The 17310-nt window shown below is 62.0% G+C and carries 17 protein-coding genes; 12 read left to right on the forward strand and 5 right to left on the reverse strand.

Annotated features, from left to right (window positions below; genetic code table 11):
• Positions 1-57: 57 nt before the first annotated feature.
• From ACQ4WM_RS02995 to ACQ4WM_RS03005, 3 genes are all read right to left on the reverse strand, one after another.
• Positions 58-939, reverse strand: coding sequence for a LysR substrate-binding domain-containing protein (locus tag ACQ4WM_RS02995; RefSeq protein WP_436545225.1), 882 nt, complete (start codon positions 937-939; stop codon positions 58-60).
• Positions 940-1019: 80 nt separating this feature from the next.
• Complete coding sequence (gene trhA / locus ACQ4WM_RS03000; RefSeq protein ID WP_436545226.1) at positions 1020-1640, reverse strand: PAQR family membrane homeostasis protein TrhA; 621 nt, start codon at positions 1638-1640, stop codon at positions 1020-1022.
• 82 nt (positions 1641-1722) lie between these two features.
• Positions 1723-3195, reverse strand: coding sequence for an NYN domain-containing protein (locus tag ACQ4WM_RS03005; RefSeq protein WP_436545227.1), 1473 nt, complete (start codon positions 3193-3195; stop codon positions 1723-1725).
• Between the two features lie 273 nt (positions 3196-3468).
• On the opposite strand from ACQ4WM_RS03005, the gene ACQ4WM_RS03010 reads away from it, so the two are divergent.
• The 4 genes from ACQ4WM_RS03010 (at position 3469) to ACQ4WM_RS03025 (ending at position 6268) form a co-directional block, all read left to right on the forward strand.
• Positions 3469-3885 (forward strand): BON domain-containing protein, encoded by a 417-nt coding sequence (locus tag ACQ4WM_RS03010; protein ID WP_436545228.1) that lies wholly within the window; start codon positions 3469-3471, stop codon positions 3883-3885.
• A gap of 11 nt (positions 3886-3896) precedes the next feature.
• On the forward strand, positions 3897-4421 hold the full coding sequence (locus ACQ4WM_RS03015; protein ID WP_436545229.1) for a hypothetical protein: 525 nt from the start codon (positions 3897-3899) through the stop codon (positions 4419-4421).
• Positions 4422-4519: 98 nt separating this feature from the next.
• Positions 4520-4882, forward strand: a complete 363-nt coding sequence (locus ACQ4WM_RS03020) for a flagellar basal body protein (RefSeq protein WP_436545230.1) — start codon at positions 4520-4522, stop codon at positions 4880-4882.
• A 75-nt stretch (positions 4883-4957) separates the two neighbouring features.
• The gene (locus ACQ4WM_RS03025) at positions 4958-6268 is read left to right on the forward strand and encodes a right-handed parallel beta-helix repeat-containing protein (RefSeq protein WP_436545231.1); all 1311 of its coding nucleotides are present in this window, start codon (positions 4958-4960) and stop codon (positions 6266-6268) included.
• Here ACQ4WM_RS03025 and ACQ4WM_RS03030 read toward each other — a convergent pair.
• On the reverse strand, positions 6255-7883 hold the full coding sequence (locus ACQ4WM_RS03030; RefSeq protein ID WP_436545232.1) for a CehA/McbA family metallohydrolase domain-containing protein: 1629 nt from the start codon (positions 7881-7883) through the stop codon (positions 6255-6257). The genes ACQ4WM_RS03025 and ACQ4WM_RS03030 overlap by 14 nt on opposite strands.
• Positions 7884-8086: 203 nt before the next feature.
• On the opposite strand from ACQ4WM_RS03030, the gene ACQ4WM_RS03035 reads away from it, so the two are divergent.
• The 8 genes from ACQ4WM_RS03035 (at position 8087) to ACQ4WM_RS03070 (ending at position 16260) form a co-directional block, all read left to right on the forward strand.
• Positions 8087-8923 carry an IclR family transcriptional regulator gene (locus tag ACQ4WM_RS03035; RefSeq protein ID WP_436545233.1) on the forward strand — a complete coding sequence of 279 codons (837 nt, stop codon included), beginning with the start codon at positions 8087-8089 and terminating at the stop codon, positions 8921-8923.
• A gap of 28 nt (positions 8924-8951) precedes the next feature.
• Positions 8952-10106 carry an acyl-CoA dehydrogenase family protein gene (locus tag ACQ4WM_RS03040; protein WP_436545234.1) on the forward strand — a complete coding sequence of 385 codons (1155 nt, stop codon included), beginning with the start codon at positions 8952-8954 and terminating at the stop codon, positions 10104-10106.
• Entirely contained in the window at positions 10103-11662 is a 1560-nt protein-coding gene (locus tag ACQ4WM_RS03045) for a class I adenylate-forming enzyme family protein (RefSeq protein WP_436545235.1), read from the forward strand. The genes ACQ4WM_RS03040 and ACQ4WM_RS03045 overlap by 4 nt, the downstream gene beginning before the upstream one ends.
• A gap of 93 nt (positions 11663-11755) precedes the next feature.
• Positions 11756-12934 (forward strand): ABC transporter substrate-binding protein, encoded by a 1179-nt coding sequence (locus ACQ4WM_RS03050; protein WP_436545236.1) that lies wholly within the window; start codon positions 11756-11758, stop codon positions 12932-12934.
• A 94-nt stretch (positions 12935-13028) separates the two neighbouring features.
• Complete coding sequence (locus ACQ4WM_RS03055; RefSeq protein WP_436545237.1) at positions 13029-13901, forward strand: branched-chain amino acid ABC transporter permease; 873 nt, start codon at positions 13029-13031, stop codon at positions 13899-13901.
• Positions 13898-14860: a branched-chain amino acid ABC transporter permease gene (locus ACQ4WM_RS03060; protein WP_436545238.1), complete on the forward strand. Its 963-nt coding sequence runs from the start codon at positions 13898-13900 to the stop codon at positions 14858-14860. The genes ACQ4WM_RS03055 and ACQ4WM_RS03060 overlap by 4 nt, the downstream gene beginning before the upstream one ends.
• Positions 14853-15566 (forward strand): ABC transporter ATP-binding protein, encoded by a 714-nt coding sequence (locus ACQ4WM_RS03065; RefSeq protein WP_436545239.1) that lies wholly within the window; start codon positions 14853-14855, stop codon positions 15564-15566. Before ACQ4WM_RS03060 ends, ACQ4WM_RS03065 begins: the two co-directional genes overlap by 8 nt.
• Positions 15559-16260: an ABC transporter ATP-binding protein gene (locus ACQ4WM_RS03070; protein WP_436545240.1), complete on the forward strand. Its 702-nt coding sequence runs from the start codon at positions 15559-15561 to the stop codon at positions 16258-16260. Before ACQ4WM_RS03065 ends, ACQ4WM_RS03070 begins: the two co-directional genes overlap by 8 nt.
• Position 16261: 1 nt before the next feature.
• Here ACQ4WM_RS03070 and ACQ4WM_RS03075 read toward each other — a convergent pair whose 3' ends face one another.
• Entirely contained in the window at positions 16262-17248 is a 987-nt protein-coding gene (locus ACQ4WM_RS03075; protein ID WP_436545241.1) for an HDOD domain-containing protein, read from the reverse strand.
• Positions 17249-17310: the final 62 nt, after the last annotated feature.

Genomic DNA, 17310 nt, shown 5'->3' on the forward strand with positions numbered 1-17310 from the left:
TGCAAGATATTAACATATGCTACATGACGGGAAATACGCGCATTCTCACGCCATGGCTTACAGTTTTTGCTGCAGGAACTCGAGGAAACAGCTGATGCGCTGCGCCAGTTGCGTATTGCGGTAATACACGGCATGGATCCGCTGGCGGTAGCCGGTGTGGAACGGCTGCAGCACTTTCACCAGACGACCGGCGGCAATATCATCGCGCGTCATGAAGTCGGATAAACACACGATGCCCTGGTCGTGCAGGGCCAACTGACGCAAGGTTTCACCGCTGGAGGCGGCCAGCGCCGGCACGATCTGCAAGCTGTTGCCGGCCTCGTGGCGCAGTGGCCAGTGATTGCCCGGCTCATACTGGGTAAAGCCCAGCAGGGCATGGCCGGCCAGCGCTTCGGGCGTGCCAGGTGTGCCATGGCGCGCCAGGTAGGCCGGCGTGGCCAGTACATGCAGCTCGCTGGAACTCAGGGCGCGCGCATGCAGGGTGGAATCGGCCAGCGCACCGATGCGGATGGCGATATCGGTGCGGTGTTCCAGCAGGTCGGCGATCTGGTCGTTGCTGGTCAGCTCCAGGCGAATCTCGGGGTACATGGCGCGAAACTCGGCCACGTGCGGCACCACGCAATGGAGCATGAAGGGCGAGGCGGCGTCAACGCACAGGCGCCCGGCCGGCTTCTGGTGGCGCATGCGGATCGCCTCCTCCACGTCTTCCATCGAGGCAAGGATGGTGCGCGCGCGCGCCAGGAACAACTGCCCTTCTTCCGTCAGCTCCATGCGCCGCGTGGTGCGCGTCAGCAAGGAGGTAGCCAGCTTGTCTTCCAGCCGCGACAGCGCCCGGCTGACGCCCGAGGTGGTCTGCCCCAGATGCACGGCAGCCGCGCTCAGGGTACCGCTGTCGATGACGGCCACGAAAATTTTCAGGTCGTCCGAATTGATGTCCATTCTTGCCTTTGCTTCACAGATCAGGGCATTATAATGGATTGTCGGCAATAGTCGGGGCGATGCCCCGGCCGCTCACTACATCAGGCAACGTAGAATAAAATGGCAACAAAATGGCAGATACTGCCGGCCAGCACAAACAGATGCCAGATGCCGTGGCCATGGCGCAGCTTGTGGTCGGTGGCGTAAAAGCCGATGCCGCCCGTGTAGCACAAGCCGCCGGCGGCCAGCCACAGGAAGCCGTTCCACTCGAGCGCCGCCAGCAGGGGCTTGATGCCGACGACAATCAGCCAGCCCATCAGCACGTAGATCACCAGCGACAAAATACGCGCGCCCCGGGCATAAACGTATTCCTGCACGATGCCGATCACGGCCAGACCCCACACCACGCCAAGCAGCGACCAGCCCCATGGCCCGCGCATGGTCACCAGCATGAAGGGAGTGTAGGTGCCCGCTATCAAGAGATAGATGGCGCAATGGTCGAGCCGCTGCAACACTGTTTTCGTCCTGCTGGAGCGCACGCTGTGATACAGGGAGGAAGTGATGTACAAGGTCAGCAGCATGGCTGCGTAGACGCTGCAACTGATGATTTTCCAGATATCGCCCGTCAGCGCCGCCACAACGATCAGCACCGCACCGCCGATGGCGGCCAGCACGGCGCCGACCATGTGGGAGATGCTGTTGAAGCGCTCGCCGGGGTACATGCTTAAGGCTTCTTCGACACGCAGCAGAGGACAGGGGTCAGACCCGTCGGGTCTGACCCCAGCTTTCCGCTGCGGGCCTCAATCAAGCTTCCTCGACTTTCTTGCGCGCACGTGCCGGCGTCTTGCGCGGCACCTTGGCGGGTTTTTCCTCGATAACAGGCGTCTCGACAGCCTGAACCACTGGTTCCACTTCCACTACCGCTTCCACCGCCGCCTTGGCCGGCTTCTTGGCGGCCGCCGCCTTGCGGGCCGGCGTGCGTTTTGGTTTCGGCTTGACCTCGGCTGGCGCCTCAATCACCGGCTCCGGCACGAATTGCACCACCGGCGCCGCTTCCACAACTTCCACGGCATCGACCACCGCAGCGCGCGCTTCGCGATTATTGCGTCCACCACGGCCATTGCGGCGCGAGCCGCGCTTGCTGTCTTCCGCCACTGCCTCAGCAGCTTCAGGCGCCAGCTGTGCCAGCTCCTGCAAGGCCTCAACAGCCTCGACCGGCGTTTCAACCTCGGCCACTGGCATAAAGGCCTGCGGCGCGGCGTCATTGCGGCGGTTGTCATTCTGCTTGCGGCCACCGCGGCCATTGCGGCGTGAATCGCGGCGGTTGCCGGAGTTGCCGGAGTTGCCGTTCTCGCGGTTGCCCTCTTCGGCCATCACGGCGTCAGGCACCACGCTGTCGCTGTCGATGGCGGTATCGGCGCTGCCCAGGACCGGAGCGGCGGCGGCCAGGCCGCTGCTGCGGTACACATAGGCGCCCGATTTTTCATCGCGGCCAAATTCCAGCAAGCCACGCGCCTGCGCTTCTTCCAGCAGGTTGCCGAAAGTGCGGAAACCATAGAACGATTCGCTGAAGTCGGGCTTGCGGCGCTTGATCGCTTCTTTCAGCATCGAGGCCCAGATCTTGCCGCTGTCGCCACGCTCGGACACCAGCGCATCGAAGGTTGCGACGGCCATTTCGATCGCCTCGGTCTTGCGCAATTCGTATTTTTCCTTGCGGCGCACTTCTTCGTCGGGCGTGCGCTTCGGCGCCGGCGAGTCGCGTTCATCGCGGGCATCGCGCTTGGCGGCCGTGCGGCGGCTTTCGCGCACCAGGTCGTCATAAAAGATGAATTCGTCGCAGTTGGCCACCAGCAGGTCGGAGGTCGACTGCTTGACGCCCACGCCGATCACCTGCTTGGCGTTCTCGCGCAGTTTCGATACCAGCGGCGAAAAGTCGGAGTCGCCGCTGATGATGACGAAGGTGTTGACGTGGGCCTTGGTGTAGCACAGGTCGAGTGCATCGACCACCAGGCGGATGTCGGCCGAATTCTTGCCGGACTGGCGCACATGGGGGATTTCGATCAGTTCGAAGTTCGCTTCATGCATGGTGCCCTTGAAGCTTTTGTAGCGATCCCAGTCGCAATAGGCCTTCTTGACCACGATGCTGCCCTTGAGCAGCAAGCGCTCGAGGATAGGCTTGATGTCGAATTTTTCGTAGTTTGCATCACGCACGCCGAGTGCGACGTTTTCAAAGTCGCAAAACACGGCCATGCTGAGGTTTTCCGGGGATGAAGCCATAGTATCTTTATTCTCTGGTAATGGTTTGGCCTGCCGCGATCAGATCGAAGCGGGCAGTGGCAACAGGCCTGCCTGGGAGCCGCACGCCTCCCGTTGACACATAGTATATTCGCCCGCCCCGGTTTTCACGAACACTATCGTACTGGCAGCCTGATTGACGAGCTTTGAACTTGTTTCACCTGAACGTGAAGTACTTAACACCGTGTCAATCTTTCCTCGTCTATGCTGAACTTCTCGGCACAACAAACCGCCGGTAATTTCAAGGAGCATGGAATGCGTAAAGCTATCAACCTCATCAGCCTGACCGTTGCATTGGCCTGCAGTGCCTCGTTCGCCACGGCGCAAACGGCGCCGCATGCCAAGGATCAAAGCAAACCTGGCGTCGCCAGTCCCGTCGCAGACAATTCGGACATGAACGAACGCGACAAGGCAACTGCCAGCCAGACGCCGCAGAAACAGTCGAACGCAAAAACCGACCGCAACTTGCTGGCCGAAGCGCGCAAGGTCGTGGTCAAGGACGAGTCGCTGTCGACCACCGCCCATAACGTGAAAATCCTCGTCAAAAACGGTGTGGTGACCTTGCGCGGCCCGGTCAAATCGGCCGAAGAAAAAACCAAAATCGAAGAACTGATCAAGCCGCTGTCCGGCGTGAACAGTATCGAAAACAAACTCGACATTAAAACCAACTAAGGAGTTACACCATGAGCAAAAACGCCGTTTATTGCATCGCCCAGGAACACACCCAGGCCGAAGTCATCGTCAACTCGCTGAAAGACGCCGGCTTCTCGAACAACGATATCTCGGTGCTGTTCCCGGACAAGACCGGAACACGTGACTTCGCTCACGAGCAAAATACCAAAATGCCAGAAGGCGCGGCCACCGGTGGCGTGGCCGGCATGGGTACCGGCGCCGTGCTGGGCTGGCTGGTCGGCATCGGCTCGCTGGCAATTCCAGGCGTTGGCCCATTCATTGCGGCCGGCCCTATCATGGCGGCACTCGGTGGCGCGGCCATCGGTGGCGCGGCTGGCGGGATTGTCGGCGGCCTGGTTGGCATGGGCATTCCGGAACTGGAAGCCAAGCAATACGATGACAAGGTTCGCAACGGCAATATCCTGATCTCGGTACATACGGAATCGTCGGATCAGGTGAAAGTTGTCAAGGAAATCTTTGAGCGTGCCAACGCCCAGGATATCAAGTCGACCTCGGAAGCGCACGCACCGACCTAAGCCGCAGTGCCTTGATACCTGAATGCCGCCTGCGGGCGGCATTTTTCATGGGCAACATCAAACAGGAGTAAACTGAGGGCATACTTCAGGGAGTTATCATGTCCATCTCCGCCCTCACCACCGGCACCTCGGGCCTGAGCGCCAACCAGCGCGCGCTGGACGTGGCCGCCAACAACGTCGCCAACGCCAATACGCCAGGCTTCGGGCCGCAGCGCGCCAATTTCCAGGAAAGCAGCCCGGCTGGCAGCGGCGTGACGCTTTCCGCCGAAGGACGCCGGCTGTCGGCCAGCGAAAACTCCACTGCTCCATCGAACGCCAGCGCCGCCAGCCGACCCAGTGGCGTAGGGCTGGCCTCGGAACTGACCGACACCCTGGTCTACAAGACCGGCTTCAATCTGTCGGCCAATGTCGTGAAAGCCGCCGACCAGGCGCTGGGCAGCCTGATCGATGTGAAAAGCTGAACCGGGCAGCAGCGCCACCAGCTATCGTCATGCAAGCCTGCGCCAGACTTGTATGGCCACGCTACAATTGCCGCCATGACGACCTTTCTTGCCACCATGCTGCTGGTTTGCTGCAGCGCCCTTCCCCTCTCGGCGCATTGCGTCGATTTATATGTCGCACCGCAAGGCAACGACCAGGCCGATGGCAGCCAGGCGGCGCCCTGGGCATCGTTCACGCATGCACAGTCGCAGGCGCACCCGGGCGACACCGTCTATTTTCGCGGCGGACGCTACGCCATCACGAACGGCATCAACACCTGTGCCAGCCGCACCGCCGTGGTGGACGCCATCCTGGTCAACAAGAGCGGCCGCGACGGCCAGCCGATAGTCTACCGGGCCTATCCGGGCGAAAAACCGATATTTGATTTCAGTGCCATGAAGGATGATTGCCGTATCAAGGGCTTGACCGTCACCGCCAGCTGGGTGCACTTGAAGGGACTGGAAATTACCGGTGTGCCGCAACAGCCGCAAAATCATCTCAACCATGAATCATGGGGCGTGTGGATTAACGGCAGCCATAATATTTTCGAGCAGCTCGATCTGCACCACAATATGGGGCCTGGCCTGTTCATCCAGAACGGCAGCCATAACCTGGTGCTCAACAGCGATTCGCACCACAACTACGACCCTTACACGTCGAATGGCGCCGGGCAAAGCGCAGACGGCTTCGGCGCCCACGTCAAGGCCAACCAGCCAGGCAACGTCTTTCGCGGCTGCCGGGCATGGGCCAACAGCGATGATGGTTTCGACCTGATCAATGCCTATTCTCCGGTCACCATCGAGTCCTCGTGGGCATGGCGCCAGGGCTATCTGCCCGGCACCACTACGCCGCTCGCGGCAGGCAATGGCAACGGCATCAAGGCCGGGGGCTACGGCGGCCTGTATGTGTCCAACGGCGTCACGCATACGGTGCGCTTCTCGGTGGCCTTCCTGAACAAGGCTGCCGGCTTCTATGCCAACCACCATCCGCTGGCGATCGACTTCTTCAACAATACGGCGTTTGGCAACGGCAGCAACTTCGACATGCTCGGCATAGCGCCCGATGGCTCAAAGATCAGCGTCGGCAATCTGCGCAACAACCTGGCCTACAAGGGACGCCTGGTCGTCCATGCCGAGGGCCTGGACATGGCCCACAATTCGTGGACGATGGCGACGCCCGTGACCGACCGCGATTTCGACGACGTTTCCGCCACCGGCTGGGATGCGCCACGCCAGGCCGACGGCAGCCTGCCGCTGCTGCGCAGCTACCACCTGCGCAGCAGCAGTGCCTTGATCGGCCAGGGCGTCGATGTCGGCCTGCCATTCAAGGGCACGGCGCCGGACTTGGGAGCCTTCAGCGCACCGTGACAAATACCGGATTCGAATAGAACCACAGGCTGCGGTAATTGCGGTCGTTGATATCGTTGAAGCGCTGGGTATTGTCGGCGCCAGCGGTGCGCTGATCGGCCAGCGGTTCGCCGTCCTGAGTCAGACCGGCCACATTCAGGCCCAGGTTGGTACCGCGCAGGCGGTAGTACTGGTTTTTTGAGGCAACGGTGTCATAACTGATGGTGTAATAGCCGTCCGCACCCAACTTCCAGTCGGCGCTGGTAAAGCGCTTGAGCACGCGGGTTGAGGCATTGGTCGCCACCGCATACGCCGCCGTCCCTTGCGCGGCCTTGGCGCCTACATCGCCGGCGATCAGGTCGATATGGTCGACCACCGGCTTGACGCTGGCGGACATGCCACTGTCGACCGGCTTTTCGTAGTTGTTTTTCGCCGGACTCTTGAAGCGGATGGTGATGGTCACCTTCTCGCCACTGACCACCTGCAGTTCGCCGCCCATTTCCTTGCGTTCCCTGGCGCCTGCCAGGTTGAAGTCAAGTGCATTGATCAGGTCGCCATACACCGAAAACATCTTCCCCGAGCGCAGGCCCTGCAGCAGGTCTTTTGCGGTGACGGCGCCGGTGGCGCCGTTGAACACATAATTTTTTGCGTATTCGCCGGGGAAGTAGCCGCTGCTGTTATTGCCGACGATCTTGAAGTGGGTGTCGGAATCGGTCAGGTTCCATACGCGGCGCCCTTCACCCAGCAAGGCATCCCACACGCCACCGACCTTGGCCACCACATAATCGACGCCGCCGTAGGCGCGCAGCGGTGCATTTTCGGGTGTATAAGCGGCGGTATAGCCGCCGCGGTCCGGCTCCATCTGGTTGCCGACCATGCCTTCGATGCCGAACATGATGTTGGGCGCGAGGTCGTTGAAGCGGCGGAAGTCTTCCACCGTGTAGCTGCCCTTGTTGCGCGACGGGTGGTTGATGACCGCATAGCTGGTATTCGGGTAATTGTCCTTGAGCCAGCTGATGGCCTTGAGCGCATCGTCGGCAGTCTTGTTGTAGCGCGTCTCGCCGTACTTGGTCTTCCAGGCTGCCACATCGGCGCTGTCGAACATGGCGGCGTCACGCGTGGTAAACAGGTACTCGAACTCGCGCACGCCGCGCGTGCTGACGGTCAGCTTGTCGCTGCCCTCGAAGATGCCGATGCCGATATGGTCATGGGTCGGCATATCCCATTCGAAGCCCGAGAAAATCAGCTTGTCGGCGTAGGCACCGCCTGCCGCCTGCAGCGCGGCCAGGCGCGGCAGTTCGTAGCGTTCAACGCCGGTCGCCATCGGGATCGGTGTGGCGAGCAGGTTGCCCTTGTCGTCGCGGGTCGATACGCGCAGGTGATTGGTGACCGCCATCCAGTCCAGGCCATAGCTGGTAAAGGCCTTGGCCAGCACCTTGTCCAGGGTCTGGCTGACGTCGGCGTCGGCCGACTGCGTGGTGTGGGTATGCAGGTCACCGGCAACCCAGCGCCCCTGGACGACAGGCGGCACGACAAAGGTATCGTCGCCGCCGCAGGCAGCGGCGAGAACGCCGATGGCAATCGCGGTGGGGATCAGGAGGTGGCGCGGGGACAGGCGTGGCAGGTGCAGCATCATGATTTCCAAAGGGTGGGTTGACAGTGCCAGCACCATAGCACCCGTCTGTTACCACTTGATGACGACAAATGGTTACCATAAAAACATGTGATTTTCGCACCATTTTAGTGCGCTGCACCATTTCGCTGTGCGAACGCATGTTTCACAAAACGGTTGACATGGGGTACAGGGCTGGGCAAACTGGATGACAGGAGCGAGACAATATGAACGCCAACATGAAAAACATGCAGCCTGCAATCGATCCCGAAATCGTTGTTTTCAGCGATGAAGATGAAGGCAAGGACCGCCAGTTCGTCAATGCGCTGGCGCGTGGCCTGGAAGTGCTGCGCTGCTTTCGTCCCGGTGAAATCTACCTGTCGAACGCCGACATGGCCAGGCGCACGGCGATCCCCAAGCCGACCATTTCGCGCCTGACCTATACCTTGACGAAACTGGGCTACCTCAATTATTCCGAACAGCTGGGCAAGTACCAGCTGGGCGCCGGCGTGCTGGCACTCGGTTACCGCATGCTATCCAACCTCGATGTGCGCAAGATGGCGCGCCCGCTGATGGAGGAATTGGCGGAACATGCGCAGGCGTCGGTGTCGATGGGCACGCGCGACCGCCTCAGCATGGTGTATGTGGAAACCTGCCGCAGCAGCGCCAATGTCACTTTGCGCCTGGACGTGGGTTCGCGCATCCCCCTGATGACGACGGCGATGGGCAAGGCCCTGCTTTGCATCCTGCCGCAATCGGAACGCGACTACCTGATGGACCATGCGCGCACACACGACACCGAACGCTGGCCGCGCATCCGGGCCGGCATCGAGCAGGGTTTCAAGGATTACCAGGACCGGGGCTTCTGCATCTCGGCCGGCGAATGGCAGAACGATATCCACGCCGTGGGCGTGCCCATGCTGGGCCTGGACGGCGAGCAGGTAGTGGCCTTCAACTGCGGCGGCCCGGCGTTTCTGCTGTCACGCGACAAGCTCGAGTCCGACCTGGGCCCGCGCCTGGTGGCGCTGGTCAGCAACATCGAATCCAATCTGGGCCGCGGCTAGGCGCCCTTCCACATAAGCAAAGGATCACATGATACGCGACGAAGAAACCCTCAATATCCTGCTCGACAGCATCCGCCGTTTCGTGCGCGAAGTGCTGGTGCCGAATGAAAACCTGGTGGCCGAAACCGATACCATCCCGCCGGCCATCGTGGCGCAGATGCGCGAGCTGGGCCTGTTCGGCCTGTCGATCCCCGAAGCCTACGGCGGGCTGGAACTGAGCATGGAAGAGGAAGTGCGCGTAGCCTTTGAAATTGCCCGCACCTCACCCGCCTTCCGCTCGCTGATCGGCACCAACAACGGCATCGGCTCGCAGGGCATCGTGATCGACGGCACGGAAGAACAGAAACAGCATTACCTGCCGAAACTGGCGGCCGGCGACATCATCGGCTCGTTCGCGCTGACGGAAGCAGGCTCGGGATCGGACGCGGCATCGCTGCGCACCAGCGCCGTGCGCGATGGCGACTTCTATGTGCTCAACGGCAGCAAGCGCTATATCACCAATGCGCCCGAGGCCAGCATCTTTACCGTCATGGCGCGCACCGACCCGGCCAAGCGCGGCGCCTCGGCGATTTCCGCGTTTATCGTGGAAAAAGATACGCCGGGCCTGTCGCTGGGCAAGATCGACAGGAAAATGGGCCAGCAAGGCGCGCATACCTGCGACGTGATCTTTGAAAACTGCCGCGTACCGGCCGCCAACATTATCGGTGGCAAGGAAGGCGTGGGCTTCAAGACGGCCATGAAGGTGCTCGACAAGGGCCGACTGCATATCGCTGCCGTCTGCGTGGGCGCGGCCGAACGCATGCTGGCCGACGCGCTGGCGTATGCGATGGAGCGCCAGCAGTTCGGCCAGCCGATTGCCGAATTCCAGCTGATCCAGGCCATGCTGGCCGACAGCAAGGCCGAAATCTATGCGGCGCGCAGCATGGTGCTCGATTGCGCGCGCCGGCGCGACAACCAGGAAGATATTTCGACCGAAGCGTCGTGCTGCAAGCTGTTCGCTTCCGAGATGTGCGGCCGGGTGGCCGACCGCTCGGTGCAGATCCATGGCGGCGCTGGCTATATTTCCGAATATGCGGCCGAACGCTTCTACCGCGACGTGCGCCTGTTCCGCATCTACGAAGGCACGACGCAGATCCAGCAGATCGTGATTGCCCGCAACATGATCAAGGCAGCGCAAAAATGAAGCCGGCCGCGATGGAGGACATCCCCGCCCTGCTGGCCAGCTTGCCGGCGCGCCTGTCGGCGATTCCCCAGCGCTGGGCCGCCAGCACACCCGATGCGCCGGCGCTGCACGAAGGCCCCCGCCACTGGACCTACGCCGAACTGCAGCACGCCGTGGAAGACGCGGGGCGGCTCCTGCGCGAACTCGATATCCGCCCTGGCGACCGGCTGATGGTCATCGGCGAAAACTGCGCGCTGCAGGTGGCGCTGATTTTCGCCGCGGCCAGCATCGACGCCTGGATCGTCAATGTCAATGCCCGGCTGTCGGCGCGCGAGATCGATACCATCGCCGCGCACTCGACGGCGCGGCGCGTGCTGTACCTGCATCATTCATCGAAGGAAGCGGCCGCCCATGCGCAGCGTGCGGGCAGCCGCACGGTGCTGGTCGACGGCATGGGCGAGCTGCTGGCCGGCCCCCTGAACCAGGATGCGGTGGCCGAAGCCACGCAGAGTGGCAATGAACAGGTGGCCGCACTGATCTACACCACAGGCACCACCGGCCACCCCAAGGGCGTGATGCTGACGCACCGCAACCTGCTCTTTATCGCCGCCGTGTCGAGCAAGCTGCGCGGACTGACACAGCTTGACCGCGCCTATGGCGTGCTGCCGATCTCGCATGTGTATGGCCTGGCCTCGGTAGCGCTCGGCACCCTGTATGCGGGCGCGGCCCTGTTCCTGGTGCCGCGCTTTTCGGTCGAGGGATTGTTGTCGGCATTGAAGGACGATGGCCTGACCATCGTGCAGGGCGTGCCGGCCATGTATGCCAAGCTGCTGCAAACCCTGGGCGGCCCCGGCACGCCGCTGGCCACGCAACTGCGCTTTGCCTACGCGGGCGGCTCGCCGTTGGCGCCGTTGCTGAAACAGGAAGTCGAGCAGCTGCTGGGCACCGCACTGCACAATGGCTACGGCATGACGGAAAGTTCGCCCACCATCAGCCAGACACGCCTGGAGTCGCCGCGCCAGGACGATTCGGTCGGTGCGCCGATACCGGGCGTGGAAACGCGCATTGTCGACGCCGATGGCGTTGACGTGGCGCAGGGCACGCCTGGCGAGCTGTGGGTGCGCGGACCGAACGTGATGGCCGGCTACTACAAGGAGCCGGAAATGACAGCCGCCACCATGCGCGACGGCGGCTGGCTGAACACCGGCGACATGGCGTGCCAGGGCGAGGACGGCGCGCTGTTTATCGTCGGGCGCACCAAGGAACTGATCATCCGCTCGGGCTTCAATGTCTATCCGCTGGAAGTGGAAACGGCGCTGAACGCCCACCCTTCCGTGGTCCAGTCGGCGGTAGTCGGCTGCGGCACGGCCGATGGCAACGAGGAAGTGGTGGCCTATGTGGAGCTCGACCCGCGCCAGCCGGTGACGCTCGATGCGCTGCAGGCCTGGCTGGCCAGCTCGCTGTCGCCCTACAAATGCCCGTCCGCGATTATCGTGATGGAGGCGCTGCCGGCGGCGGCCACCGGCAAAATATTGAAAGGACAGCTGCGGCAGATGGCGCAGCAGCGGCAAGGGTAGCAGTAAAAACATCATTGATTTGCACTGAACGCCAATACGCCCGACAATAAAACACCAGCGGGCAGCTTTGAACGAATCACAGAGGAGACAAACATGCATCGCACACTGACACGCACACTGACAGGTATCACCATGGCCACCCTGGTTGCCGGCGCCTGGATATCCACCGCCAGCGCCGAGGAATTCCTGGTCGGCGCCGAAATTCCCCTGACCGGCAACCTGGCGCGGGTTGGCGCCGGCATGCAGGAGGGCATCATGGTCGCGGCCGAAGTGTTCAACAAGACCAATGGCAAGCACACGGTGAAAATCATCACCGTCGACGACGAGTCGGCGCCGGCGAAGGCGATTGCCGCGGTCGAAAAACTGGCCAGCCAGGGCGTGGTGGCGATTACCGGCGGCTACGGCTCGAACAATATCTCGCCCGCCTCGGACACGGCCAACAAGCTGGGCCTGGTGTATATCACGTCGGGCGGCGTCGACGACAGCCTGGTCGCCAGCGGACGCAAGAATTTTTTCCGCATCAATAACACGGCCGGCTACGAAAAAGCCATGCTGGGCATGCTTGCCGATGTAGGTGCCAAATCGGTCTCCATCGTCTATTCGACCAAGGACGCCACCACTGGCCTGGCGAAAGACGTGGAAAAGGCCCTGCTGGCCAAGGGCGTAAAAGTGAGCAGCCACTCGTTCGATCCGGCCATTACCGACTTCAAACCCATCCTCAACAAGATCAAGCTGCAGGACAAATCGGAAGTCGTCGCCATGGTCGGCTATGAAAACGATTATGTCGGCATCATCCGCGCCGCGCGCGTGCTGAAACCGAAGATCAAGGCGATGGTGGGCGTGTGGTCGCTGGCGACGCCGAAGATGGCGGCCGACTTCCCCGACCTGATGCCGAACGTGTTCGGCACCGCCCTGCTGCCCTTCCCGACCGAATTCAAGACGGCCGACGGCAAGGCCTTCAGCGACGCTTACAAACAGCTGTACAAGAAGGAACCGGACTACCTGGGCCAGTTCGGCTATGTGCAATCGATGCTGCTGTTCGAAGCGATCGCCCGCGCGGCCGACAAGGGTACCTTGAAAAAAGGCGGCGTGGCCGAGGAAATGCGCAAGACCGACCGCGAGACGCTGATCGGCCGGGTGCAGTTTGCCGCCAACGGCGACAACCTGAACTTCGTGCACCGCATGGCCCAGCACCAGGACAAAAAAGTGGTGATCGTCTGGCCGAAGGAAAGCGCCACCGGCAAGCTGATCTACCCTGCACTGCCCTGGTAACAAGTCCTGCGCGCCAGCATTGGCCGCGCACCGATTAACGACAGCCTGGCCGGCCCCTTGCGGGCGCCAGCCGGCTGCCTGACGGGATAACGACATGACAGAATTAATCCTGCAGGCCCTGTATTCGGGCCTGCTGCAGGGCGGCTCCTACGCCCTGATCGCGCTCGGTCTGGCGCTGGTGTTCGGCACCATGAAGATCATCAACCTGGCGCATGGCGAACTGGTGCTGCTGGCCGCGTATATCGCCTACAGCGTGGAGTCCGGTCTGGGCCTGGGCCCGATGTTCGCGATTCCCGTCGCGCTGGTGATCGTCAGCCTGACTTCGGTCGGCGTGTACTACATCGTCAGCCGCATCAAAAAAGACCGCGAAATCAATTCGCTGATCCTCACCTACGGCATCGGCGTGATCCTCACCAATTTCATCTTGCTGGTATGGAAAGCCGATATCCGCTCGACCTCATCGAGCTGGCTGCAGGAAGGCATTGAAATCGGGCCATTCTTCAGCATGCGCAGCGAAGTGATTTTCTTCGGCGTCAGCCTGGTGCTGATGGCCGCCCTGTGGCGCTGGCTGTCGACCAGCTGGTATGGCCGCGCCGTGCGTGCCGTATCGAGCAACCGCGACGCGGCCAAGCTGATGGGCATCGATCCGGGCCGCACCGAAATGGTCTCGTTCCTGGTGGCGGGCATTCTGGCCGCGTTTGCCGGCGTGGCGCTGTTCAGCTATGGCGTGATCCAGCCAGCCTATGGCGGCGCGCTGACGGTGAAGGCGTTTATTATCACCGTCCTGGCCGGCATCGGTTCGATCCCGGGCGTACTGATCGCGGCCGTGCTGCTGGGCGTGGCCGAAGCGCTGACCGTCACGCTGGCCAGCTCGGCCCTGCAGGAATTGTCGGGCATGGTGCTGTTCCTGCTGGTGCTGTTCATTATGCCGAACGGCCTGTTTGGCGCGGTGCGGAGGCGCGGATGAAATCTACTTCCCTTATTTCCACCATTGGTCTGCTGCTGGCCGCGTACGTGGCGGTACCGCTGATCCTCGGCAGCAACCATTATGTGATGAGCATGGTGGTGGCGGCCCTGATTATCGGCGGCGTGGCGCTGTCCTGGGCATTGCTGGGTAACCTGGGCGGCATGGTCAGCTTCGGCCATGCGGCGTTCTTCGGCGTCGGCGCGTATGTGTCGGCGCTCACCACCGTGAAACTGGGCCTGCCGGTATTTGCCGCCATGCTGCTGGGCGGCGTGGGCGCGACGATTTCTGCCGTCATCATGCTGCCGGTATTGCGCTTGCGCGGGCCGTATTTTGCGCTGGCAATCCTGGCCTACGCGCATATCTTTCGCATCGTGGCCACCGAGTGGAGCTCGCTCACCGGCGGCTCGGGGGGCGTGGCGAATATTCCCGCCCTGCCGACGGTATTCGGCGTGGACCTGTCCGGCAAAACCGGCGCCTACCTGGTGGTGCTGACCCTGGTGGTGTGCTGCGCACTTGCCTACAGCCGCATCCGCTCCAGCCACTACGGCATCGCCCTGCGCGCCATGCACGACAGCGAAGACGCGACGCGCGTGGTCGGCGTCAACAGCACCTTGCTGAAAGGCGCGATGCTGCTGGTGTCGGCCTTCATGGCCGGTCTGTTCGGCGCCTTCAACGCCCACTATATCAATTTCCTGGAACCCGATTACGCCTTCAACAGCCTGTGGGTCACCTTGCCCATCGTGGCGGCGATTTTCGGCGGCTACCGCACCATCCTCGGGCCGGTACTGGGCGCGGTGGTGGTGTACCTGGTCGACCAGCTGATCTTCAAGTCGCTGATTCCGACCGGCCACCAGCTGGTGCTGGGCGTGCTGCTGGTGGCGATGATCGTCTTCAGCCCGAACGGCCTGCTGCCGCTGCTGAGAAAATTATTCAAGGGAAAGGAAAACACGCATGCTTGAACTTGATAATGTCTCGGTGCGCTTCGGTGGCCTGACAGCCGTCGATTCGGTCACCCTGTCGATTGCCAGCCATGACGTGATCGGCCTGGTGGGCTCGAACGGCGCCGGCAAGACCACCCTGTTCAATGCGATCTCCGGCCTGGTGCGCCCGACCAGCGGCGCGATCCGCTTCGAAGGGCGCGACATCATGGCCACCCCGATGTACCAGCGCGCGCGCCTGGGGCTGGGCCGCACCTTCCAGATCCCGCAACCGATGCATGAACTGACGGTGCGTGAAAACCTGATCGTCGCGCAGCGCTTCGGCACCGGCAAGGTCGATCATAAAAAGATCGACGAGATTCTCGATTTCACCAGTCTGTCGGGTAAATCTGAACGCGACGCGGCCAGCGAACTGGCGCTGACGGAACTCAAGGCGCTGGAAGTAGCCAAGGCGCTGGCCACCGACCCGAAGCTGCTGCTGCTCGACGAAGTGCTGGCCGGCCTGGAAACGACGGGCAAGCGCCGCTTCATGGGCATGCTCAAAGATCTGCATGCCACCTTCGGCGTGGGCATCGTGATGATCGAGCACGATATCGAGACCATCAGCAATCTGTGCCCGCGCGTGGCGGTGCTCAATTTTGGCCAGCTGATCGCCGACGGCACGCCGGACGCGGTGTTCCGCAATCCGGCCGTCATCAAAAGTTACACGGGAGCTGCAGATGCTTGAAGTGACCAATTTGCGCGCCGGCTACGGCGCCATCAACGTGCTGTGGGATGTCACGCTGAATGTTCAGAAAGGCAAGCTGACGACCATCATCGGCCCGAACGGCGCCGGCAAGACCACCCTGCTGCGCGCCGTCATGGGCCTGGTGCCGGCCAGCGCGGGCAGCATCAGCCTCGATGGCAAGCTGTTGAACGGCACGCCGACCTGGAAGATGAGCGACGCTGCCGTGACGATGATACCGGAAGGGCGCATGACGTTTCGCGACATGAGCGTGGAAGAAAACCTGATCATGGGCGCGTTTCCAAAGGCGCACCGCGCCCATCTGCGCGAGCGGCTTGAAAGCGCGTATGTCATGTTCCCGCGCCTGCGCGAACGGCGCAAGCAACTGGCGGGGTCATTGTCGGGCGGTGAAGCGCAGATGCTGGCGATGGCGCGCGGACTGATGTCGGACCCGTCGCTGTTGATTATCGACGAGCCGTCGCTGGGCCTGGCGCCGCTGGTGGTGGGCGAACTGTTCGATATCCTGGCGCGGCTGAACGACGGCCAGCGCACCATCGTGCTGGTCGAACAGAACACGGCGCGTGCGGTGAAAGTGGCGGACCATGTCTACCTGATGCAAGGCGGCAAGGTGGCCTTGTCGCAAAAAGCGTCAGAGGTGGACCTCGATCACCTGCACGAACTGTACTTCGCCCGCTAGTTTATTCCTGTTCGTCTGCCAGCTTGTCAAACACCGCCAGCGCGTCGCTGTCCAGCCCGTCCACCACGAAGGGTTCGTCGGCGTCCAGCTGGGCGGCATCGACCAGCATGCGCAGCTTGCTCAGGCGCTCGCCCAGCGCCAGCGCTTGTGCCTGCGCATCGCTGCCGTCCTGGTCGGCCTCATGCGCAATTGCATGGGTAACGGACTCGGGAAACTCCCATAGTTCGGCGATCTTTACCGACAAGATGCGCGCCTGCGCAAATACCTGGGCGATAAAATCCTCCGAGTGGGGATAAGTCTCGGGTGCGTGCAGCTGGTCGATCAGGCGAAACGCCACTACCAGGCCGACATTGCTGATCAGGCCCGCCAGGTAGGCCTCGAAGGCGTTTGCCTGCATCGATGGCGCCAGCAGGCTGGCGGCCAGTGCGCATTTTTCGGACTGGCGCCAGATCAGTGGCGTGGTGCGCACGGTCAGGCCGCCACTTTGCATGCTGACGATGGGACGGAAGGCCACGCGGGCCAGCAGCATGCGCATATTGTTTTGCCCCAGCAGCATGATGGCGCCTTCCATATTGCTGATCGACGGGCTGACGTTGTAGCGCGAATGGTAGCAGGGCCGGTTCGCTTCGCGGTAGACCTCGGCCACCAGCAGCACGTCCTGCGCCAGCTGGCGCGACAGCTCGGCGGCATTCATGTTTTCTTCTTGCAAGATACGCATCAACTGCGGAATGATGGCCGGCATGCGCGGCACCAGCGCGGCGCCTGCAAGCGGTTCACGCGCCAGCCGTGTCAATTCATCGAGTATCTGCTGTTCGGTCTGCGCTGGCACCTGCGTCGATCCCACGGCCGTCAGCCAGCGATAGTAGAAGGCGTTGATTTCGTCGATGCTGGCAGGCGCATGCCCGGCCTCTGGCTGCGGCGTCGCTGCCGTCACCGGTTCGGGCTGCTTTTCATCGTCGCCACCGAGTAATTTTCCTATCCAACCCATATGCTGTCCACGCCCTGTATGCATCACTATCGGGAAATCCCGACCACGATTTTACCTGATGC

It is taken from the genome of Janthinobacterium longum, from assembly GCF_051380735.1.
Lineage (GTDB): Bacteria > Pseudomonadota > Gammaproteobacteria > Burkholderiales > Burkholderiaceae_D > Janthinobacterium.